The sequence below is a fragment of the Phenylobacterium sp. genome (genome assembly GCF_030646615.1).
Lineage (GTDB): Bacteria > Pseudomonadota > Alphaproteobacteria > Caulobacterales > Caulobacteraceae > Phenylobacterium.
Window position 1 is genome coordinate 1 of the sequence record NZ_JAUSLG010000012.1, and the last position, 20,233, is coordinate 20,233.

The following is a 20,233-nucleotide window of genomic DNA, read 5'->3' on the forward strand; positions in this document are numbered from 1 at the left end:
GGCCGCGCAGACCGGCCAGGGCCGCGCCGGCCAGGGCCGCGCCGACGCCGGAGGCCCCGGCGGCCTCGCCCAGCACCTGCTCCGCCGCCGCGACCAGGCCCTCGTCGCCGAACAGCTCCGCGCCCAGCAGCGCGCACAGGCCCTGTTCCGCCTTGGCCCGGGCGACGCCGGATGTCTTGTTGTGTTCCTTGAACAATTTCGCCGCGGCCTCGGCGCTGGAGGCGGCCTTGCGCAGGGCGGCGGCCTCGCCCGAGCGCCGGGCGACCTCGCGCCAGGCGACGGCCGCTTCGACCAGGCGGGTCGCGCGGTCCTTCGTGCCGATCCGGCCGGCGGCGATGTCGGCGCCGCGCGCCTCGTTGACCAGCAGACGCAGATCCAGCAACTCCAGAAGCGCGGCGTCGCCGCCCGTCAAACCGTCGCGCCAGACACCGGCGATCGGCTCGCCCCCCAGGAAGCGGCGCAACTCACGACCGAACTCGAACATGCGGCGCCTGCTCCCCGGCGAATTCCGTCCCGACCCGGAACAGCCGGGGGGCGGTCTTCAGGGAAGGAGCAAAGCGCGGTCCCAAGTCCTTAACAAGGCGTAAATTTCTTCAGTATGGTTAACGCAGGGCGTGAAGGGGACGCGTACCGAAGACGGCGCATGTCCCCTTCCCGTGACGAACGGCGGTCTCCCGCCGGGCGACCGGGCAATAGTTATCCACAGCTCGTCAAATTTTCTTCATAATCCCGGAAATGGGCGTAGAATCCCTCCGAACCCGGACCAATCCGGGCAGGAGGAACCGACCATGATCCTTGCTCTGGCAGGCCTTGCGGCGGCCGCCGCGCTCGCTGGCGCCGAACCGCCGAACACCCCGACCGAAACCCAGGCCGAACGGAGCGCCGGCGCCGGGCCGCGCCTGCTCTATATCTGCGAACGCACCGACGCGGCCCGTCGGTCGTTCAAGCGCCAGTTCGGCCAGGTCGAGTACGTCAGCGCCCAGGCCGTGCTGCTGAGCCGCACCAGCGGCGAACGCTGGGACACTCCCCGCTGCATCACTCCCGGCGAACTGGGGCGTCTCGAACGCCTGACCAACGAAGTGACCTGGGCCGAAGGCGCGAAGCGGTAGCGGCTATCCCCGCTCCCGCGTGCGCAGGAACTCCAGGTCCGGGTACCTTTCGGTCACGTAGTTGATCTCCCAGGCCGACTTGCCGAGGAAGATCGGCGAGGCGTCAATATCCTCGGCCATGGCCGTACGGTGGGTCGAGGCGAAGGTCTCGATCTGGGCCGCCGTGCCGTGCAGCCAGCGCGCCTCGGCATAGGGGGCCGGCTCGAAGATCACGTCCAGCTGGTATTCGTTGAGCAGCCGGTCGGCCATGACCTCGAACTGCAGCTGGCCCACGGCGCCGACGACGAAGTCCGAGCCAAGGATCGGGCGGAACAGCTGGGTCACCCCCTCCTCCGCCAAGCCTTCGAGCGCGCGCTTGAGGTGCTTGGCCTTGAGCGGATCCTTGACCCGCACCCGACGCAGGATTTCCGGCGCGAAGTTGGGCAGGCCGGCGAACCGCAGCAGGCCGGTCTCCGACAGGCTGTCGCCCACGCGGAGAACCCCGTGGTTGGGAATGCCAATGACATCGCCGGCGAAGGCTTCCTCGGCCAGTTCGCGGTCGGAGGCGAAGAACATGATCGGCGCGTTGACGCTCATCGACTTGCCGGTGTTCTGCGCCTTCAGCTTCATGCCGCGCTGGAACCGGCCGCTGGTCAGCTTGAGGAAGGCGATCCGGTCGCGGTGGTTGGGGTCCATGTTCGCCTGGACCTTGAACACGAAGCCGGTGACTTCCGGATCGCCCGGAACCACGTGCGTCTCCTCGCCATTGCGCGTGGCCTTCACGGCCTTGGGCGGCGGGGCGTAGGCGGCCAGGGTGGCGAGCAGTTCCTTGACGCCGAAATGGCGCAGGGCCGAGCCGAAGATCACCGGCGTCATGTGGCCCTCGAGGAAGGCCTGCGGGTCGAATGGCTTGGACGCCTCCTGAACCAGCATGGCGCCCTCCTCCAGCTCGTCGCGCTCGTCGGGCAGCAGCAGGGCGTCGATGGCGTTGGACTTGAACGGAACCGGCGCGGGGTGGCCCTCCTCGCGGTTCTTGCTGAACGGGATCAGCATCTGGGTCCGCAGATCCATCATCCCCTTGAACCGCCCGCCCGAACCGGCCGGCCAGTAGAGCGGCGCCGGGTCGAGCGCCAGCTTGCTGGCGATCTCGTCGAGCAGCGCGAAGGGGTCCTGGGCCTCGCGATCCATCTTGTTGATGAAGGTGACGATCGGAATGTCGCGCAGGCGGCAGACCTCGAACAGCTTCAGCGTCTGCGGCTCGATGCCCTTGGCGGCGTCCAGCACCATGACGGCGGCGTCGGCGGCGGTCAGGGTGCGATAGGTGTCTTCCGAGAAGTCCTCGTGGCCCGGCGTGTCGAGCAGGTTGAACATCAGGCCGTCGTGGTCGAACGTCATCACACTGGCCGAGACGGAGATGCCGCGCTCGCGTTCGATCTTCATCCAGTCCGACCGGGTGCGGCGGTTCTCCCCCCGGGCGCGGACCTGACCGGCCGCCCGGATCGCCCCGCCGGCCAGCAGCAGGTTTTCCGTCAGCGTCGTCTTGCCGGCGTCAGGGTGGGAGATGATCGCGAAGGTGCGGCGGCGCGCGGCCTGGGCGGCGGGAGATTGAGTCATGGGCTCGCGTTAGCGCGCGCGGCCGTCAGACGCAAACGGCGCGCGCCTCAGACGGGCTTCAAGCCGCCAGCCGACGCCACACCTGGCGATCGCAGGCGAGCATGTCGAGGTCGCCCTCGTCCTGGCGGACCTTCAGATCCTCCAGCGCCGCCTGGCCCAGCTCGGCGAAGCGGATGGTCACCTCCTGCGGATCGGCCTCGAAGCCCGGCACCACGAACAGGGCGCCGGTGATCGTCGGCGCCTTGGCCTGGATCAGCGAGGCCAGGCGCATGGCGCGGTTGGGACGCTCGATATGCAGCAACGGGGTCTCAGCATAGAGTTCCTGGCCCATGCGCATGATCGACGGGAAGGACAGCGCCCGAAACCGGTCGGCCGTCAGGCGCGGCGTCAGCTTCATCTCGGCGAGATCGAGGACCACGTCGTTCATGAGGAAAAGCATCGCCACGCACCTGTACTGTTCGGGGAAGGACGATCCTGCGCCCGCGCGGCTTTCGGTTCGGTGGACGAAACCGGTTAATGCGCCGTACGGCTCAGCCTTCCTCCACCGGCTCGGTGAGGAAGTGTCGGCCCTGCTTGTCCTCCACCTCGACCACCCAGATGTCGGGGTCGATGCGGGCGGCCCGGGCGATGTAGGCGTCGACCTCGGGCTCCTCGGTGGCCATGGTCGGGCGCATCCAGATTTGCTCGCCGTCGCCGCGGGTGGCCTCGGCATAGAGCCGGACGGTCTTGTCGGAGAGGTTCACCGCCTTGACCAGGACCGCGCCGGCGCGGGCGTCGCCCTTGCGGGCCACGACGCCGAACCCGCCCGAAAGCTCGGCGCGGCGGATCAGGGCGGCGGCCCAGACATCTGTCGACAGGATCATGTCTTGTCACTCCTTGGCCAAGGCCTGCTTAGGACATGGGCCGCCGCTCCTCGCAAGCCGCAGACGCGCGGCGCCGGGAATGTTCGCGCCGCTAACCGAACGACAACCGGTCGGGCGCCAGAGTGGGTGAAAGGCCGCAGAGCCGCACAAGAAACGAGATGGACGCATGACGATCAGGCGCGACACCGCGCAGCGTCGGGCGTCTCGATGGATGGGGTCGATGGCCGCAGCGGGGATGCTCGCCGCGCCGATGGCGGCGGTCGCCGGACCGCTGGATCTCTATATCGAGCGCACCGCCATGGCCGCCGCCGACCGCCGGTGCGGCTTCTTCGACGCGGGCCTGCGCGCCGCCCTGGAGGCCGGCCGCGTCCAGACGCGCAACGCCGCCATGCGTGGCGGCGCCACGTCGGCGGAACTCTCGAAGGCCGACGCCCATGCGCGGGCCTCGGCCGCCACCGTCATCTGCGATTCCGAAGCCGTGACCGAGGCTGCGGCCCATGTGCGCAGCGCCTTCCAGGGGTTCGCAAAGCTGCGGCAGATCACCTATCCCGGCGAGACCGCCGACTGGCGGGCCGATCGGACCTCGAGCGCCCAGGTCCACCGCTGGCGGCTGGCCCAGCAGAGCGACTTCGCCGGCGGCGAGATGGTGTTTGGCCTGGCCGGACGGGACGGGCAGCCTGTGCTTCTGGCCCTGGCGAGCTTCGCCGATGGGCGTATCCCCTATGCCGCACGCCTGGTCCTCCGGGACGACAGCCGCGCGACGCGGCCCTATCTGGACCTGCGGGGCGACCAGGATCTCGCCCGGCGCCTGCCGCCGGTGGGCGCCCGGCGCACCTATTCGGCCGAGGCCCGCAGCAAGGCCGGCCTCGACCTGCGCCCCGAAGATATGGGCGCTGGCTGGGCCTTCCGCTTTCCGGCTGAAGCCGCCGTTCGGCTGGCCGCCCTCGATCCCCGGGAGGCCGTGGCGGTCGAGTTCCTGTTTTCGCAGGGGCCGGCCGTCCGCCGGGCCTATGTGGAGGTCGGCGACTTCGCCGCCGGCCGCGCCTTTTTGCAGGTGGCCGCGCGCTAAAGCGCAGAAACCTGAGACGGTTCGGCGAGCGGCGCGGCTTCGGCCCGCTCGGCCGGCGGGATCAGCACGGGCATCCGTACGGTGACCGTGGTCCCCTCGCCCACGGCGCTCTCGATGAACATCTCGCCCCCGTGGAGTTCGGCGAAGCTGCGCACCAGGGAGAGGCCAAGCCCCGTGCCAGCCGCGCGGCGCTCAGCGTCCCCGGCCTGCTCATAGGGTCGGCCGACGCGGGCCAGGTCCTCGGCGCTCATGCCGATGCCGGTGTCGGCCACCACCAGCTCCATCATGCCCCCGGCCGCCTGCAGGCCCACCGTGACGGCGCCGGTGCGCGGGGTGAACTTCAGGGCGTTGGAGATCAGGTTCAGGACGATCTGCTTGAGCGCCCGGCGATCGGCGTCGATCTCCAGGGCCTCCTTGGGCAGCACGCCGCGAAGCTGCACGCCGGCGCGGTCGGCCTGGCCACGCATCAGGCGCAGGACGGCGTTGATCGCCTCCCGGCCGTCGAATTCCTCCCGGCTCAGCTCGAAACGCTCGGCCTCGATCTTGGACATGTCGAGGACATCATTGATCAGGTCCAGCAGGTGGCGACCGGACTCGTGGATCAGCTCGGCATATTCGCCATAGCGATCAGGCAAGGGGCCGAACAGCCGCGACCGCATGATGTCGGAAAAGCCCATGATGGCGTTCAGCGGCGTGCGCAGCTCATGGCTCAGATTGGCCAGGAAGCGGGACTTGCCGGTGTTCTGGGCCTCGGCCTCAGCCCGGGCGGTTTCCAGTTCGGCCTCATGGTCGCGCCGGGCGCGGGCGTCAGACAGCACGACCATCACCTGCATGCCGTCGGCGCGCTTGAGGCGCGCCTCAAGCCAACCCTGAGGGTCGGCGGACGGGGCGAAGGCCAGTTCGGCGCGGCCCTCCCGACGGGCGCGCTGCAGGGCCATGACGAGATCCTGCCGGCGCTCAGCCGTCGCCAGCCCAGAAAGAACCTGGCCCGTCAGGTCCTGGCCGGCCAGGGCGGGACCAAAGGCGCCGAGGATCGTCCCTTCGGGCCCCACCTCGATCAGTTGGGTGGGTTGATCCTCCAGCAGCCGGCGCAAACGGCGGAGCTCGACCTGGCGGCGTCGGTCGCGACGCTCCACCCGCCGCAGCAGGCTGAGCAGGGCAAGGCCCATGCCGCCCGCGACGGTGACAATGGCGACCGTGGCGAGGAGCGCCTCGGTCATCGCGGGGTGGACCGCGCCGCCGCCTAACAGGCTGATCAGCAGGCCAAAGCCCAGTATGGCCAGGGCGCCCGCGCCGGCCGGGGCGATCAGTGGAATGCGTCCGGCCAGGGCTGTGGCCGCCAGGGGCGCCAGCACCCAGACGCCCAGCGGCCCCAGGGCGCCGCCTGTCAGAAAGACCGCAGCCCCCGGGCCTAGGATCCATAGGGTGAGGCGCAGCGGGCCAGGGGCCGATTTGCCGAAGACGCCAAGCAGAACATCGATGAAGGCCGGCGCAGCGCCGAGAACCAGAGCTATGATACTCGCGCGGCCGCCGCCGCCGCCCACCAGGAACACGAGCCCAGCGGCGGTCACCGCCAGCCAGGCCGCGCTCCACCAGAAGCCCAGACTGGCGAGATCGGTATGTGGCGCAGCCGACCGCGCACCCGGATGGTCGTCCGGGCGTGGAGGGTCAGAGGCGTCGCGGATCGTCAGGCTGGGTCTCGCGTCATGGAATCGTTGAACAAGAACGTCAGACTCTAGCTGGGGCTCCCCCGTCTAGCGAGCCTGCTCGCGCCTTGGGTGATCGCCATGGGGTCGCAGGCCGCCCAAGCTGGGCCAGCCGTGGTTAACAGTCTGGGGCGCGACGCCTCGTCGCAGGGGAAACGAAATCGTAAGCTCGGCGGCCCCAGTCTGGCGGTTTCCCAAAGAAAGCCGACGCCATGGCCGATGCGGCCTCCCGGCGCCGAGAGGCGCGCCCCTTAAGCCCAGACAGCGACGCCCGCCGACGCGAGCGGGCCGCGGAGCTGCGCCAGGCGCGGCGGGCGGCGCATCTGCGGCTGGAGGCCCGGGCCGAGGAGCATCGCCGGTCCTTCCTGCGGATGGTCAGCCACGAGCTGCGCACCCCGCTGAACTCGATCCTGGGCTTTTCGGAACTGATCAGCGCCGAGATCTACGGCCCCCTGGGGGCGCCAGAATACAAGGACTACGCCAAGCTGATCCGCGACAGCGGCCAGAAGCTGCTGGCGCTCTCCAATCAGGTCCTGGAAATCGCACGGCTGGAAAGCGGGGCGGCCGACCTGGTCGCCCGGCGCGAACCCCTCGACCACGTGTTGGACGACGTGCTGGACGGCCTGGCCGACGAGATGCGCGCCCGCAAGGCCGAGGTGGTGGTCGAGGACCAGGGCGCCCTGCCCGACGTGATCACCGACCCCAAGGGCCTGCGCACGGCCCTGGCGGCCCTGCTGTCCAACGCCATCGTTCACGGCGCCGACGGCGGCGAGATCCGTATCCGGGTTCGGGGCCGGACAGCCGAGGTGGCGATCAACATCATCGACCAGGGCCCCGGCGTCGATCCCCGGGACATTCCGCGCCTGCTCCGCCCCTTCGAGCAGGGGGAGAACGCCCTGATCCGGCGGGGCGAAGGCGCCGGCCTTGGCCTGCCGCTGGCCTTCATGCTGTGTCGAGGCATGGGCGGGGGGCTGACGCTGACCCCACGGGCGGAAGGCGGTCTCTGCGCCACGGTGCGGGCGCCCGCGCCAACGGGATGAGCCTGGCCGCCGTTGCGCCGACCGGACCGGGGGCTTAAGTGCAGCCGCATGTCCGGCATCCAAAAGACCCTCGACGACCTGGCCGAAGAGTTCGATCTCCTGGGCGACTGGGAAGAGCGCTATCGCTATGTGATCGAGCTGGGCGGCGAGCTGGCCCCCTTGAGCGAGGCCGAGCGATCGGAGGCCAACAAGGTTCGCGGCTGCGCCAGCCAGGTCTGGCTGGTCACCGAACCTCAGGGCGACGGGACGGTCCGCTTTCGCGGGGATTCCGACGCCCACATTGTTCGGGGCCTGATCGCCATCCTGCTGCGGCTGTTTTCTGACCGGCGTCCCGCCGAAATCATCAGCTTCGACATCAAGGCCGCCTTTCAGCGGCTGGGCCTGGCCGGCGCCCTGTCGACTCAGCGCTCCAACGGCCTGGCGGCGATGGCCCAGCGGATCGGCCGCGACGCAGAAGCCCTGAACGCCGCCAACAGTTAGGCCAGGCTGGGCTTAGGCCAGGTTGGGTTTCAGGCCGCGCGAATGCCGGAGAATCCCGGCTCGCTCTGGACGCCGACGACGGCGTCGTAGCCCAGGATCATGTCCACATCCCGCCCGTTGGAGGCCAGGGGCAGTCGCAGCCACAGAATGGACAGGTGACTGGCGCCGCGCCAGGACAGGGAATGGACGCCGACGCCCGCCCGGCGCTCCTCGACCACCGCCGTCAGTTCCTGGCGCCAATAGTCCGCCGCCGCGGCGTTATAGACATCGGCAAGCCCTCGGCCGGTGATCTCCCGGCCATAGACACTGTAGAGTCCCGTGCCGGCCAGCCGGACCCGGAAGTCCAGCGGCTCGCGCCGGATATCGATCAGGCTGACCGTCGGCAGCAGACGCTTGAGCGCCGCCGGATCGACATCACCGCGTCCGGGCAGACGCGCGCCCCGTCGAAGACCAGCCCAATAGCTGTACATCTCCTCGTGAGCACGAGCGGCCGCCGCCGAAGCCCCAATTTGCGCCGCCATGTTTGGATTCCTTAACAACCCCTTGGAATCACGACGAATCACTTATCGCCCGTATGGCGAATCTAGGGCAAGGCGAAATCGGTCTGTTGCGACAAGAAACCGGCCTGCAACACAAAAACACCCGCCCCATTCGAGGCGGGTGTTTTCGAATGACTCAGGCCGGGCGCCCCGAAGGGCCGAGGCTCAGCGCTTCTTGCGAGCGGCCTGACGACCGCCCTGGCCGAGGCCCATCTGCTTGGCCAGATCCGAGCGCGCCTTGGCGTAGTTCGGCGCCACCATCGGATAGTCCTTGGGGAGGCCCCATTTGGCCCGGTATTCCTCGGGGCTCATATTGTACTTGGTCCGCAGGTGCCGCTTCAGCGACTTGAACTTGCGGCCGTCCTCCAGGCAGATCAGGAAGTCCGGCGTGATCGAGCGGCGGACAGGAACCGCGGGCTCTTTCGGCGGCGCCTCAACTGCTTCCGGCGCGCTGGTGATGCCAGCAAGGGCGCGATGCACCGCCTGGATCAGGTTCGGCAGGTCAGCGGCGGCCACCGAATTGTTGCCGACATAGGCCGACACAATGTCCGCCGTCATCTCGATGACTTCTGTTTTTTCGTCCATTTGTTCTACCCAGAACGACGCGAAGTGAGCGTCACAACATCTGATTCCCAGATCAGTTGTCAGCTACTTAACTCTGGTGAGGAACCGACACAAGAGCAGGCCAGGGCAATATGTTTTGGTAGCTCCGCTTAGAACCTGAACACATGCTCGAGTTGAGTAGCCCTCCCCTCTGGCATAGCGCTGATTTCGGAGGGAAGGCTATAACGCGATGATCCAGCCTAGTTCCGGCCGAATTCCTTAGAGAAAGCCAGCATCGCGGCCCGCTGCGGCAGGGAGTATTCATCTATGGCGCTGTCATCGCCGTCTCGGATCGCCCGCAGCAGATCCGGCGTCAGAGCCGAGGATAGCGACCAGTTCCAATACCTCAGGACGGTCTGGGCGCGGTCCACGGCCAGCATGTCATAGATCAGCAGGGTGCGCTCAAGGGCCGCATTCGGCTGGCCGTCGGGATCGGTCTCGGGCCGCCGCAACCCCCGCCATAGGGCGCGCAGGGCGTTGCGCGGCAGGCCGGTGGCCTTGCAGAGAATGGCCAGGGCCTCGCCGCCCGGATCGGTGAACAGCTTGGCGCCCGTCATGGGCTTGAGCCCCGACAGGTAGGAGATCTCTTCGGCCACTTCGCGGCTCATGCCGTGCTGGGCCGCCGACACCGCCGCCTCCAGGCTGGCGAAGGGGCTCTTCTCGATGGCGGCGCGATTGCGCTGCCGCCGCTCGATGAACTGCAGGGCCTTGCGCGACATGGGGTCCTGCCAGCCCTCCTCCGCAGCCATCGGGAAGATATCGCCCGCCGCGTCCTGCAGGATTTCCCGGGAGACGGCGAAGCGTTGCAGGATCGTCCGGCGGGCCTCGTGATCGGCCCACCAGAACAGCACATAGGCCTGGGCCGGCCGCAGTTCGGGACGGCGCAGCAGGGCCGGCGCCAGGTGCGGCGCCTCGCGGCTGATGGCGACCAGCGCCTCCAGGCTGGCGTGGCCCAGGCGGGCTTCGCGATTGGCCAGCAGGGTGTCGATCGTCGGCATTTCACCCGAAGCGACGAGGGCCTCGACCACCACCTCGCTCAGGGCCTTGCGGGCCGCGATCAACAGGCGATGTTCCGAGCCGGCCATGCGGGCGCAGTCCAGCAGTTCGGCGTCCGACAGGCTCTCGCAGTCGGTGAGCAGAGGACGGGCCACCTCGACCTCGTCGCGCAACAGAAGGCGGGCGAGCTGGGCCGGCACTTCCGACAGCCCCGCCAGGCGGCGGGCCACCCGGGCCCGCTCCTCCGGCGAGGCGTCCCGCAGCATCTCGATCAGCAGGTCGGCGGTGACCGAGCGCTCGAAGGCGTTGACCCGGCTGGACGGCAGGCAGACCACGTCGGCCAAGCGCCGCAACAGGGCGCCACGGGCGCGGAAGCGCTGCGGCGGCGGCGAATCATCAGGCAAGGGCGCGCTCTGGTCCATCAGGAGGCGCAGTCCAGCACAGGGGCGTTAACCTTGGGTTCCCGCCGCCCGCCACGGCTCAGGAAAATTCGGGGGGCGCCCAGGTGGGCCAGATGTCCGGCAGGCCGTCCGACACCTTGTCCGGGAAGGCGGGCGGGCGCTTCTGGAGGAAGGCTTCGACCCCTTCCTTGGAGTCCGCCGAGGCGCCCCTGGCCTGGATGCCGCGGCTGTCAGCCCGGTGGGCGATCATCGGGTGCTCGGCGCCGGCCATCCGCCACATGAGCTGGCGGGTCAGGGCCACCGACACCGGGGCGGCGTTGTCGACGATCTCCCGGGCCAGGGCGCGGGCGGCGGGCAGCAGATTTTCGGGCGCGTGCAGCGACCTGACCAGGCCACGCTCCAGGGCCTCCTGGGCGCCGAAGACCCGGCCGGAATAGCACCACTCCAGAGCCGTCTGCATGCCCACCAGCCGGGGCAGAAACCAGGACGAGCAGGCTTCCGGCGTGATGCCGCGGCGGGCGAAGACAAAGCCGAAGCGGGCTTCGGTCGAGGCCAGGCGGATGTCCATGGGCAGTTGCATGGTCGCCCCGACCCCGACCGCCGCGCCATTCACCGCCGCGATGACCGGCTTGAGGCTCTCATAGATGCGCAGGGAAACCAGGCCGCCGCCGTCGCGGTAGACGCCGGACTCCGTCCGCTGGCCCAGGGGATCGGCGCCCCGCCGGTCGAAGTCGAAGGTTGAGCCGCCGCCGGCCAGGTCGGCCCCGGCGCAAAACCCCCGTCCCGCGCCCGTGACGATGACGGCGCGCACATCGTCGGTGGCGTCGGTCAGGTCGAAGGCCGCGATCAGTTCGCGGTTCATCAGGGGGTTGAAGGCGTTGAGCTTTTCCGGCCGGTTCAGGGTCAGAAGGGCGATCCCGTCCTCAAGCTCGAGCTTCAAGGTCTCGAATTCGGCGAGGCTCTCGGTGGCCATGGGCGTTTCCGTTCGCTTTGTCAGATTTGCCCCATCGGAGCCGCTTGACGGACGGGAGGTCAAGCACCCCATCATCGCTGAACAGTGATCATTTAGCAGCGCGCCGACGGCTCCGACAAAGAGGGCTGCGGTCCGGAGGAAACAGAGGCCCATGCATCCGTCGCATCACGCGAAGTCCCACCCCGAGCGCGCCGCCTATATCATGGCGAGCTCCGGCGAGACCGTCACCTACGGCCAGCTGGAGGCCCGCTCCAACCAAGGCGCGCACCTGTTCCGCGAGCTGGGCCTGAAGGCCGGCGATGTGATCGCCATCCTGATGGAGAACCACCCCAGGTTCTTCGAGGTGGCCTGGGCCGCCCAGCGGGCCGGCCTCTACTATGCCTGCATCTCCTCCAAACTGACGGCCGGCGAGATCGAGTACATCATGGGCGACTGCGCCGCCCAGGTGCTGATCACCTCGGCGGGCGTGGGCCCCGTGGTCGACGAACTGCCGGCCCTGCTGCCGGGTGTGAAGCTCTACATGGTCGGCGAGGCGCGCGGCCCCTATGAGAGCTTCGAGGCGGCCCGGTCCGGCATGCCCCAGACGCCCATCGCCGATGAGACCGCCGGCGCCGACATGCTCTATTCATCGGGCACCACCGGCCGGCCCAAGGGCATCAAGCCCCCCCTGACCGGTGGGCCCATCGACGCGCCCAATGCGCTGTCCATGATGGCCGAGCACATGTTCGGCTTCCCGCCGGATGGGACCTATCTGTCGCCGGCGCCCCTCTATCACGCCGCGCCGCTGCGCTGGTGCATGGGCTATCAGCGCTTAGGCGGCACGGTGGTGGTGATGGAGAAGTTCGACCCTGAGCACGCCCTGCAGCTCATCGAGACGCACGGGATCAACTGCGGCCAGTTCGTCCCCACCCACTTCGTGCGGATGCTGAAACTGCCGCCGGAGGTGCGCACCCGCTATGACCTATCGTCGATGATGTCGGCCGTCCACGCCGCCGCGCCCTGCCCCATCCCGGTCAAGGAGCAGATGATGGAATGGTGGGGTCCGATCATCCACGAATACTATGCCGGCAGCGAGGGCAACGGCTTCTGCCACATCGGCCCGCACGACTGGCTGGCCCACAAGGGCTCGGTGGGCAAGGGCACGACCGCCGAGGTGAAGATCTGCGGCGATGACGGCGAGCCCCTGCCGCCCCGCAGCGAGGGCGTCGTCTATTTCGCCGGCGGCACGCCGCTGAGCTATCACAACGCCCCGGACAAGGTGGCCGAGAACACTAACCGCCACGGCTGGACGACGCTGGGCGATGTGGGCTGGGTGGATGAGGACGGCTTCCTCTACCTGACCGACCGCAAGAGCTTCATGATCATCTCCGGCGGGGTGAACATCTATCCCCAGGAGCTCGAAAACCTGCTGATCACCCATCCCAAGGTGGCCGACGCCGCGGTGGTCGGCGCCCCCGACGAGGAGATGGGCGAGAAGGTCGTGGCGGTGATCCAGCCCATGGATTGGGCGCTGGCCGGCGATGATCTGCGCGCCGAGCTGATGGCCTTCTGCCGGGCCAATCTCAGCCATGTGAAGTCGCCGCGCATGCTGGACTTCATGGCCGAGCTGCCGCGCCATCCCACCGGCAAGCTCTATAAGCGCCTGATCCGCGACGCCTATTGGGGCAAGGAAGGCTCGAAGATCGTCTGACCCTCAACGGCCGGGGCGCGTGCGCCCTTGCCCGCGCCGCCCCAGGTGATAGACCCGAACGCCTGTTTCAAACCTTTAGGGAGCAAGCGATGAATCCGGTGGAATTCAAGGATCTGCCCGGCCTGGTCGGTCAGGAAGTCGGCGTGTCGGACTGGGTCGAGATCACCCAGGAGCGGGTGAACCAGTTCGCCGAGGCCACCGGCGACCATCAGTGGATCCACGTAGACGTGGAGCGGGCCAACAAGGAAATGGGCGGCCCCATCGCCCACGGCTATCTGACCCTGTCGCTGATCCCCTTCCTGGGCGCCGGCATGCTGCCGATCAAGGGCGTGGCCCGCGGCATCAACTACGGCTCGGACAAGGTGCGCTTCATCAACATGGTCCGCGTCGGCAAGCGCGTGCGCATGCGCCAGAAGCTGATCGGCGCCGAGCCCAAGGCCGGCGGCATGCAGATCCGCAACGAATGCACCATCGAGATCGAAGGCGAGTCCAAGCCCGCCTGCGTGGCCGAGACCATTTCGGTCGTCTACGGCGCCTGATCTCGGCGAGCTGAACGTAAGAAGGCCCGCGTTGCGACGCGGGCCTTTTTTGTGGGCGGTCGCCTGGAGCGGATTCAGTAGTCGGGCGACACCGCTTCCAGGGCCGAGGCCGCCTTGGCCCCGCCCACCCCCATGTCGCCCTGCGCCACTGTGATCTCGGCCAGGGGATTGTCCATCAGGGACAGCGTCTCGCGGATATAGCGGGCGTGGGTGACGATGCCGATCTCCAGCCGTTCGCTGTTCAGCTCCACCTGCTGGGTGAGCAGTCCGGCGATGAACTGGACCTCCTGGGATTCGCCGCCGCCGGGCCTGCGCCGCACGCCCTCGGCCATGAACACCGGCCCGCCGGAATTGCCCGGAAAGACGGTGAAGTCGAGCAGGAAGGTCGGGAAGGCCGCCGCCGGCGCCAGGGGAAACGAGGCGACCCGACCGGAGCGCAGGATCGGGAAGCCGGCCGGATTGGCCGACAGGCCCCGGGGGAAGCCCAGCGCCATCATCTGGTCGCCAGCGCCCACGGCGTAGCTCGAAAAGGTGTCGTCGCCGGCCAGCCAGTCGGTGGGGATGGCGGCCTTGGCGAATTCCGCCGGCGCGGTGATGGAAATGGCCGCCACGTCGCGGCTGGGATGCTGGGTCCAGCGGGGATTGCCGTCGGCGTCGCGGATGTCGATCTTCTGGGGCGCGTAGCTCCAGCTGCCGTCAGCATTGGCGATGCGATAGCCGATGCGGGCCTGGACGCCCGGCATCCGCTGCAGCACGTGGTTGGCGGTCACCAGCACCGTGCGCGGCTGGCCATCCAGGGTCGGCGCGTTGATCAGGAACCCGGTGCCGACCGTGCGTGTTCCATCCCCCAGCGGCTGTTCGATCTGAACCGTGGCGTGGATCAGCTCGACAGCAAGATCCGCGATCATGGACGCCCCTCGACTGTTTGAACACGACGATGGGCCGACTGAATCAGACCTGCCGCAGTGCGGCAAGACGCGAGGCCGTGAACGCCCGCGCCCTATTGCCGCGCGCCTGCCCGCAGGGGCGTTTTGCGCCGCGGGCGCCTGCAATGTCACAGCGCGCCTTGAGAGCCGTCGCGGTTCATCGCATCTAGCAGGGATGACCCAGCGCCCCACGCCCCCCGTCGCCCCGAAGCGCCCTCTAGAGATCGAACAGCTCGGCCGGACCCGCACCGACGACTACGCCTGGATGAAGGATGAGGCCTGGCAGAAGGTCCTGCGCGACCCCGCCACCCTGCGGCCCGACATCGCCGAGCACCTGAAGGCGGAGAACGCCTATACCGAGGCCATGCTGGTCGGGACCAAGGACCTGCAGGCCGCCCTGTTCGCCGAGATGAAGGGGCGGATCAAGGAAGACGATTCCAGCGTGCCGGCCCCCGACGGTCCCTGGGACTATTATGTCCGCTATCAGGAGGGCGCCCAGCACCCGATCCGCGCCCGCCGCCCCCGGGGCGGTGAGATCGGCGAGGAGATCCTGCTGGACGAAGAGGCCCTGGCCAAGGGCAAGGCCTATTTCCAGGTGGGCGGCGCCGGCCACAGCCCCGACCACCGGCTCTATGCCTGGGCCGCCGACGAGCAGGGCTCGGAATACTACACCATCCGCATCCGCGATCTCGTGAGCGGCGAGGACCTGCCCCACGCCATCGAAAGCGCCTATGGCGACTTCACCTTCTCGCCGGATTCCGAATGGCTGTTCTGGATCTGGCGGGACGAGAACGCCCGGCCGGCCAAGGTTTTCCGCCGGCCCGTCCGCGGCGGCGAGGATGTGCTGGTCTATGAGGAAAAGGACGACGGCATGTTCCTGGGCGTCGGGACCACGTCCGACGACGCCTATGTGGCCATCCATGTGGGCGACCAGGAGACCACCGAGATCTGGATCATCCCGGCGGCCGAGCCCACCGCCGAGCCGGCTTGCGTCCAGCCCCGCGAAACCGGCGTCCGCTATGAGCTCGACCACTGGACCGACCGCTGGGTTATCCGGACCAACGCCGACGGGGCGGTGGACTTCAAGCTGTGCGTCTCGACCGAGCCCCTGCCGCGCAGGGCCACCTGGCGCGACTTCGTCCCGCACCTGGCCGGCCGCTACATCACCGGCTTCGCCGCCTATGCCGGCCATCTGGTGCGGATGGAGCGGGTCAATGCCCTGGACCAGATGGCGGTGATGGCCCGGGACGGCGACGAGCACGTGGTCGCCTTCGACGAGGAGGCCTACGCCCTGCACCTGGAAGGCGGGCTGGAATACGACACCACGCTCACCCGCTTCGTCTATCAGTCGCCGACCACCCCCCGGCAGTGGTTCGACTACGACATGGCCACCCGCCAGAGGACCTGGCGCAAGACCCAGGAAATCCCCTCGGGCCACGACGCCGACGCCTATGTCGCCCGCCGCCTATATGCCCGCGCGGCCGACGGGGAAGAGGTGCCGATCACCCTGCTGATGCGCCGCGACACGCCCCTCGATGGGACCGCGCCGCTGATGCTGTACGGCTATGGCTCCTATGGTCACGCCATGGAGCCCAGCTTTTCGATCCGCAATCTCTCCCTGGTGGACCGGGGCTGGATCTGGGCCACGGCGCATATCCGCGGCGGCTCGGACAAGGGTTGGGGCTGGTTCATGGACGGCCGCAAGGCCAAGAAGACCAACACCTTCACCGACTTCATCGCCTGCGCCGAGCATCTGATCGCGGAGAGCTACGCGACCAAGGGGCAGGTTGCGGCCTATGGCGGCTCGGCCGGCGGCATGCTGATGGGGGCGGTGGCCAATATGCGCCCCGACCTCTGGGGGGCGATCATCGCGGCCGTGCCCTTCGTCGATGTGCTCAACACCATGAGCGACGCCAGCCTGCCCCTGACCCCGCCGGAATGGCCCGAATGGGGCAATCCCCTGACCGACGCCGAGGCCTATGACGCCATCGCCGCCTACAGCCCCTATGATCAGGTCGGCGCCAAGCCCTATCCGCCGATCCTGGCCACCGGCGGGCTGTCGGACCCGCGGGTGACCTATTGGGAGCCGGCCAAGTGGGTGGCGCGGCTGCGCGAACACACCACCGGCGAGGCGCCCATCCTGCTGAAGATCAACATGGAGGCCGGCCACGGGGGCGCCTCGGGCCGCTTCGACTTCCTGAAAGAGATCGCCCTGGACTACGCCTTCGCCGTCTGGGCCCTGGATAAGGACTGGAGCAAATGAACGTCCGCCCCGCTGAAGCCTCCGACATGGCCGCCCTTGCCGATATCTATGGCCACCACGTCCTGCACGGGTTTGGCACCTTCGAAGAAGTCCCGCCCTCGGCCGACGAGCTGAACCAGCGGCGCGAGGCCATCGTCGCCCGCGGCCTGCCCTATCTGCTGGCGCAGGATCAGGGGAAGATCCTGGGTTTCGCCTATGCCGGACCCTTCCGCCTGCGGGCGGCCTATCGCTATGCGGTGGAGGACAGCGTCTATGTGGCGCCGGACGCCCAGGGGCGCGGGGTCGGCCGCGCGGTGCTGTCGGCCGTGATCGCGGCCTGCGAAACCGTGAACGTCCGCCAGATGGTGGCGGTGATCGGCGATTCCGCCAACGCCGGCTCCATCGGCCTGCACACAGCGCTGGGCTTCACCCACCGGGGATCAGGCCTGGGCCTCGGCTACAAGCACGGCCGCTGGGTGGACATCGTCTGGATGCAGAAGGCGCTGAACGGCGGAACGAGCCGCGACCCAGACGCCCCTGGCCTGGCCCTCAGCGGGGTCTAATCGGTCGCGCCGTCGAAGGCGATGTCCAGAAACCGCGCCAGGGTCGGGGTCAGGTCGTCCTGGCGCCAGACCAGGCCGGTTTCCAGCAAAGGCGCCTCGCCGGCCAGCTCCACATAGCGGACGCCGGTGCGCGCCAGATTGCGCAGGGAGGCTGGCGCCAGGGCCACCCCCATCTCGGCCGAGACCAGGCTGATGATGGTCTGCATCTGAATGGCTTCCTGGGCGATCCGGGCGGCCCCGCCATGGCCGGTGAAATAGTCTGTCACCAGGTCGTGGAAGGCCGGCGCGGCGCGACGCGGAAAGAGGATCAGCGGCGACTGGACGATCACCGCGGGGTCGAGCTTACCCGCCTGGAGCGGCAGGCGGCCCTCGCTCAGCCACGCGTCGGGCACGGCGGCCACCAGGGGCTCGACCAGCAGCCGGTGATAGGCAAGGCCCGCCGGCAGGGCGCCGCTGGGGGCGATGATGACGCCGGCATGACCCTGCCCCTCCAGCAGGGCTGCGATCTGCACCTCGCTGGTGGCCTCCCGCAGATCGATCTCGACGGCGGGATAGAGGGCCGCATAGCGGCGGACCAGGGCCGGCAGGACGCTGTAGTCAGCGGTGCTGACGAAGGAGAGCTCCAGGCGGCCGGCCTCCCCGTCCCGCAACCGCCGGGCGATGTCCGGCAGGGCCGCCAGCTCGGCCAGGGCTTCGCGCACGGGGATCAGCAGCTGCGCCCCGAAGGGCGTCAGCGCGACGCTGCGCTTGGTGCGGGCGAACAGGGCCGCGCCCAACTCCCGCTCCAGGGCCTGGATCGACTGGCTGAGCGGCGGCTGGGTCATGTTCAGCCGCGCCGCGGCCCGGCCGAAATGCAGGGTCTCGGCCACGGCCTCGAAGTGTCGGAGCTGACGGACGTCCATCACTCATATCTACAGCGACCTAAACCGGCTTCAAAAGTATATTTCCCTCACTGACTATCGGCGGCTATGCGGGAGGCGACCCACAAGGACCCCGCCCATGCCCGCCTATCGCTCACGCACCTCGACCCACGGCCGCAACATGGCCGGCGCCCGCGGCCTGTGGCGCGCCACCGGCATGAAGGATGGCGACTTCGGCAAGCCGATCATCGCGGTGGTCAACTCCTTCACCCAGTTCGTCCCGGGCCATGTGCATCTGAAGGACCTGGGTCAGCTGGTCGCCCGCGAGATCGCGCGGGCCGGCGGCGTGGCCAAGGAGTTCAACACCATCGCCGTGGATGACGGCATCGCCATGGGCCATGACGGCATGCTCTACAGCCTGCCGTCCCGCGAACTGATCGCCGACAGCGTGGAATACATGGCCAACGCCCACTGCGTGGACGCCCTGGTCTGCATCTCCAACTGCGACAAGATCACCCCGGGCATGCTGATGGCGTCGCTGCGCCTGAACATCCCCACCGTCTTCGTTTCCGGCGGCCCGATGGAGGCCGGCAAGGTCGTCCTGGGCGGCAAGGAAGTGGCGCTGGACCTGGTGGACGCCATGGTGGCGGCGGCCGACGAGTCCGTCAGCGACGAGGATGTGGCCGTCATCGAAAGGTCGGCCTGCCCCACCTGCGGCTCCTGCTCGGGCATGTTCACCGCCAATTCCATGAACTGCCTGACCGAGGCGCTGGGCCTTTCCCTGCCCGGCAACGGCTCGACGCTCGCCACCCACGCCGACCGGGAGCGCCTGTTCCTGGAGGCCGGCCATCTGATCGTCGACATCACCAAGCGCCACTATGAACAGGATGACGACAGCGTCCTGCCGCGCAATGTGGCCAGCTTCCGGGCCTTCGAGAACGCCATGAGCCTGGACATCGCCATGGGCGGCTCGACCAATACGGTTCTGCACCTGCTGGCCGCCGCCCACGAGGCCGAGCTGGACTTCACCATGAAGGACATCGACCGCCTGTCGCGCCAGGTGCCGTGCCTGTCCAAGGTCGCCCCGGCCAAGGCCGATGTGCACATGGAGGACGTCCACCGGGCCGGCGGGGTCATGGCCATCCTCGGCCAGCTGGAGCGCGGCGGCCTGCTGCACACCGATCTGCCCACCATCCACTCCAAGACCATGGGCGAGGCCCTGGAGCGCTGGGACATCAGCCGCACCGAGAGCGAAGCGGTCCAGACCTTCTTCAAGGCCGCCCCGGGCGGCGTGCCCACCCAGGTGGCCTTCAGCCAGAGCAGCCGCTGGAAGGAACTGGATCTCGACCGCAAGGACGGGGTGATCCGCAGCGTCGAACACGCCTTTTCCCAGGACGGCGGCCTGGCCGTGCTGAGCGGCAACCTGGCCGAGGACGGCTGCATCGTGAAGACCGCGGGCGTCGATGACAGCATCCTGGTCTTTTCCGGCCCGGCCCGGGTGTTCGAGAGCCAGGACGACGCCGTCAGCGCCATCCTGACGGGCAAGATCGTGGCCGGCGACGTGGTCGTCATCCGCTATGAAGGCCCCCGCGGCGGCCCGGGCATGCAGGAGATGCTGTATCCCACCAGCTATCTGAAATCGAAGGGCCTGGGGAAGGCCTGCGCCCTGATCACCGACGGCCGCTTCTCCGGCGGCACCTCGGGCCTTTCCATTGGCCATGTCTCACCTGAAGCGGCGGAAGGCGGGCTGATCGGCCTGGTGGAAGACGGCGACCGCATCGAGATCGACATTCCCCAGCGCACCATCCGCCTGGCGGTGGACGATGCGGTCCTGGCGGCGCGCCGCACAGCCATGGACGCCCGGGGCCCCGAGGCCTGGCATCCCGGCCCCCGCAAGCGCAAGGTCACCCCCGCCCTTCGCGCCTATGCGGCCTTCACCACCAGCGCCGCCCGCGGCGCCGTGCGGGACGTGGATCAGAAGCGCTGAGCCGCCCTTATCTGGCCCGCCCTTATCTGGCCATGTGCGGGGGTGAAGCTTGCG

19 protein-coding genes and 1 pseudogene are annotated in these 20,233 nt (G+C 68.7%); 9 read left to right on the forward strand and 11 right to left on the reverse strand.

All coding sequences use genetic code 11. The features are described from left to right. Positions 1-484, reverse strand: a pseudogene (locus Q7S93_RS01565) (hypothetical protein); the annotation flags it as partial. A gap of 304 nt (positions 485-788) precedes the next feature. Between Q7S93_RS01565 and Q7S93_RS01570 the strand changes: the two are divergent. Next, the gene (locus Q7S93_RS01570) at positions 789-1,109 is read left to right on the forward strand and encodes a hypothetical protein (protein ID WP_304711791.1); all 321 of its coding nucleotides are present in this window, start codon (positions 789-791) and stop codon (positions 1,107-1,109) included. A gap of 3 nt (positions 1,110-1,112) precedes the next feature. Here Q7S93_RS01570 and Q7S93_RS01575 read toward each other — a convergent pair whose 3' ends face one another. The 3 genes from Q7S93_RS01575 to Q7S93_RS01585 all read right to left on the reverse strand — a co-directional run bounded on the left by Q7S93_RS01575 (position 1,113) and on the right by Q7S93_RS01585 (position 3,565). Continuing rightward, positions 1,113-2,702 (reverse strand): peptide chain release factor 3, encoded by a 1,590-nt coding sequence (locus Q7S93_RS01575; protein ID WP_304711792.1) that lies wholly within the window; start codon positions 2,700-2,702, stop codon positions 1,113-1,115. Positions 2,703-2,760: 58 nt separating this feature from the next. Continuing rightward, positions 2,761-3,141, reverse strand: a complete 381-nt coding sequence (locus Q7S93_RS01580; protein ID WP_304711794.1) for a hypothetical protein — start codon at positions 3,139-3,141, stop codon at positions 2,761-2,763. Positions 3,142-3,232: 91 nt separating this feature from the next. Next, positions 3,233-3,565 (reverse strand): DUF1491 family protein, encoded by a 333-nt coding sequence (locus Q7S93_RS01585; RefSeq protein ID WP_300579330.1) that lies wholly within the window; start codon positions 3,563-3,565, stop codon positions 3,233-3,235. Positions 3,566-3,785: 220 nt separating this feature from the next. Here Q7S93_RS01585 and Q7S93_RS01590 point away from each other — a divergent pair, with 220 nt between their 5' ends. Continuing rightward, entirely contained in the window at positions 3,786-4,634 is an 849-nt protein-coding gene (locus Q7S93_RS01590; protein WP_304711796.1) for a hypothetical protein, read from the forward strand. Here the strand turns inward: Q7S93_RS01590 and Q7S93_RS01595 are convergent. After that, positions 4,631-6,205 (reverse strand): sensor histidine kinase, encoded by a 1,575-nt coding sequence (locus Q7S93_RS01595; RefSeq protein ID WP_304711797.1) that lies wholly within the window; start codon positions 6,203-6,205, stop codon positions 4,631-4,633. The genes Q7S93_RS01590 and Q7S93_RS01595 overlap by 4 nt on opposite strands. A gap of 347 nt (positions 6,206-6,552) precedes the next feature. Between Q7S93_RS01595 and Q7S93_RS01600 the strand changes: the two genes are divergently transcribed. Next, the gene (locus Q7S93_RS01600) at positions 6,553-7,380 is read left to right on the forward strand and encodes a sensor histidine kinase (protein WP_304711798.1); all 828 of its coding nucleotides are present in this window, start codon (positions 6,553-6,555) and stop codon (positions 7,378-7,380) included. A gap of 48 nt (positions 7,381-7,428) precedes the next feature. Continuing rightward, positions 7,429-7,860 carry a SufE family protein gene (locus Q7S93_RS01605; protein ID WP_304711800.1) on the forward strand — a complete coding sequence of 144 codons (432 nt, stop codon included), beginning with the start codon at positions 7,429-7,431 and terminating at the stop codon, positions 7,858-7,860. A 29-nt stretch (positions 7,861-7,889) separates the two neighbouring features. Here the strand turns inward: Q7S93_RS01605 and mopJ are convergent, their stop codons facing one another. The 4 genes from mopJ to Q7S93_RS01625 all read right to left on the reverse strand — a co-directional run bounded on the left by mopJ (position 7,890) and on the right by Q7S93_RS01625 (position 11,372). After that, positions 7,890-8,381: a motility/cell cycle regulatory protein MopJ gene (gene mopJ, locus Q7S93_RS01610; protein WP_304711801.1), complete on the reverse strand. Its 492-nt coding sequence runs from the start codon at positions 8,379-8,381 to the stop codon at positions 7,890-7,892. 183 nt (positions 8,382-8,564) lie between these two features. Next, a complete protein-coding gene (locus Q7S93_RS01615) occupies positions 8,565-8,984 on the reverse strand; it encodes a MucR family transcriptional regulator (RefSeq protein ID WP_300579336.1) in 420 nt (139 codons plus the stop codon). Between the two features lie 218 nt (positions 8,985-9,202). Beyond that, on the reverse strand, positions 9,203-10,420 hold the full coding sequence (locus Q7S93_RS01620) for a DUF2336 domain-containing protein (protein WP_304711803.1): 1,218 nt from the start codon (positions 10,418-10,420) through the stop codon (positions 9,203-9,205). A gap of 58 nt (positions 10,421-10,478) precedes the next feature. After that, positions 10,479-11,372, reverse strand: a complete 894-nt coding sequence (locus Q7S93_RS01625) for a crotonase/enoyl-CoA hydratase family protein (protein WP_304711805.1) — start codon at positions 11,370-11,372, stop codon at positions 10,479-10,481. A gap of 151 nt (positions 11,373-11,523) precedes the next feature. Between Q7S93_RS01625 and Q7S93_RS01630 the strand changes: the two genes are divergently transcribed. Both Q7S93_RS01630 and Q7S93_RS01635 read left to right on the forward strand, forming a co-directional pair. Then, positions 11,524-13,062, forward strand: a complete 1,539-nt coding sequence (locus tag Q7S93_RS01630) for an acyl-CoA synthetase (protein WP_304711807.1) — start codon at positions 11,524-11,526, stop codon at positions 13,060-13,062. 89 nt (positions 13,063-13,151) lie between these two features. After that, a complete protein-coding gene (locus tag Q7S93_RS01635; protein WP_304711808.1) occupies positions 13,152-13,601 on the forward strand; it encodes a MaoC family dehydratase in 450 nt (149 codons plus the stop codon). Positions 13,602-13,675: 74 nt separating this feature from the next. On the opposite strand, the gene Q7S93_RS01640 is transcribed toward Q7S93_RS01635, so the two are convergent. Next, a complete protein-coding gene (locus Q7S93_RS01640; protein WP_304711809.1) occupies positions 13,676-14,509 on the reverse strand; it encodes a trypsin-like serine peptidase in 834 nt (277 codons plus the stop codon). 193 nt (positions 14,510-14,702) lie between these two features. Here Q7S93_RS01640 and Q7S93_RS01645 point away from each other — a divergent pair, with 193 nt between their 5' ends. Together Q7S93_RS01645 and Q7S93_RS01650 are read left to right on the forward strand one after the other, a co-directional pair. Beyond that, complete coding sequence (locus Q7S93_RS01645; protein WP_304711810.1) at positions 14,703-16,790, forward strand: S9 family peptidase; 2,088 nt, start codon at positions 14,703-14,705, stop codon at positions 16,788-16,790. Beyond that, on the forward strand, positions 16,787-17,332 hold the full coding sequence (locus tag Q7S93_RS01650; protein WP_304711811.1) for a GNAT family N-acetyltransferase: 546 nt from the start codon (positions 16,787-16,789) through the stop codon (positions 17,330-17,332). The genes Q7S93_RS01645 and Q7S93_RS01650 overlap by 4 nt, the downstream gene beginning before the upstream one ends. On the opposite strand, the gene Q7S93_RS01655 is transcribed toward Q7S93_RS01650, so the two are convergent. Continuing rightward, the gene (locus Q7S93_RS01655) at positions 17,329-18,234 is read right to left on the reverse strand and encodes a LysR family transcriptional regulator (RefSeq protein ID WP_304711813.1); all 906 of its coding nucleotides are present in this window, start codon (positions 18,232-18,234) and stop codon (positions 17,329-17,331) included. The two genes, Q7S93_RS01650 and Q7S93_RS01655, sit on opposite strands and share 4 nt — an antisense overlap. Positions 18,235-18,331: 97 nt before the next feature. Between Q7S93_RS01655 and ilvD the strand changes: the two genes are divergently transcribed. After that, positions 18,332-20,179: a dihydroxy-acid dehydratase gene (ilvD, locus tag Q7S93_RS01660; protein WP_304711814.1), complete on the forward strand. Its 1,848-nt coding sequence runs from the start codon at positions 18,332-18,334 to the stop codon at positions 20,177-20,179. The last annotated feature ends 54 nt before the right edge of the window (positions 20,180-20,233 follow it).

Bases quoted from the DNA above. Each gene is read 5' to 3' on its own strand.
- Q7S93_RS01620 (WP_304711803.1), bottom strand. From the start codon at position 10,420: ATGGACCAGAGCGCGCCCTTGCCTGATGATTCGCCGCCGCCGCAGCGC.
- Q7S93_RS01570 (WP_304711791.1), top strand. From the start codon at position 789: ATGATCCTTGCTCTGGCAGGCCTTGCGGCGGCCGCCGCGCTCGCTGGC.
- Q7S93_RS01580 (WP_304711794.1), bottom strand. From the start codon at position 3,141: ATGCTTTTCCTCATGAACGACGTGGTCCTCGATCTCGCCGAGATGAAG.
- Q7S93_RS01625 (WP_304711805.1), bottom strand. From the start codon at position 11,372: ATGGCCACCGAGAGCCTCGCCGAATTCGAGACCTTGAAGCTCGAGCTT.
- Q7S93_RS01590 (WP_304711796.1), top strand. From the start codon at position 3,786: ATGGCCGCAGCGGGGATGCTCGCCGCGCCGATGGCGGCGGTCGCCGGA.
- Q7S93_RS01630 (WP_304711807.1), top strand. From the start codon at position 11,524: ATGCATCCGTCGCATCACGCGAAGTCCCACCCCGAGCGCGCCGCCTAT.
- Q7S93_RS01605 (WP_304711800.1), top strand. From the start codon at position 7,429: ATGTCCGGCATCCAAAAGACCCTCGACGACCTGGCCGAAGAGTTCGAT.
- Q7S93_RS01585 (WP_300579330.1), bottom strand. From the start codon at position 3,565: ATGATCCTGTCGACAGATGTCTGGGCCGCCGCCCTGATCCGCCGCGCC.
- Q7S93_RS01650 (WP_304711811.1), top strand. From the start codon at position 16,787: ATGAACGTCCGCCCCGCTGAAGCCTCCGACATGGCCGCCCTTGCCGAT.
- Q7S93_RS01635 (WP_304711808.1), top strand. From the start codon at position 13,152: ATGAATCCGGTGGAATTCAAGGATCTGCCCGGCCTGGTCGGTCAGGAA.
- Q7S93_RS01600 (WP_304711798.1), top strand. From the start codon at position 6,553: ATGGCCGATGCGGCCTCCCGGCGCCGAGAGGCGCGCCCCTTAAGCCCA.
- Q7S93_RS01655 (WP_304711813.1), bottom strand. From the start codon at position 18,234: ATGGACGTCCGTCAGCTCCGACACTTCGAGGCCGTGGCCGAGACCCTG.
- Q7S93_RS01615 (WP_300579336.1), bottom strand. From the start codon at position 8,984: ATGGACGAAAAAACAGAAGTCATCGAGATGACGGCGGACATTGTGTCG.
- Q7S93_RS01645 (WP_304711810.1), top strand. From the start codon at position 14,703: ATGACCCAGCGCCCCACGCCCCCCGTCGCCCCGAAGCGCCCTCTAGAG.
- ilvD (WP_304711814.1), top strand. From the start codon at position 18,332: ATGCCCGCCTATCGCTCACGCACCTCGACCCACGGCCGCAACATGGCC.
- mopJ (WP_304711801.1), bottom strand. From the start codon at position 8,381: ATGGCGGCGCAAATTGGGGCTTCGGCGGCGGCCGCTCGTGCTCACGAG.
- Q7S93_RS01640 (WP_304711809.1), bottom strand. From the start codon at position 14,509: ATGATCGCGGATCTTGCTGTCGAGCTGATCCACGCCACGGTTCAGATC.
- Q7S93_RS01575 (WP_304711792.1), bottom strand. From the start codon at position 2,702: ATGACTCAATCTCCCGCCGCCCAGGCCGCGCGCCGCCGCACCTTCGCG.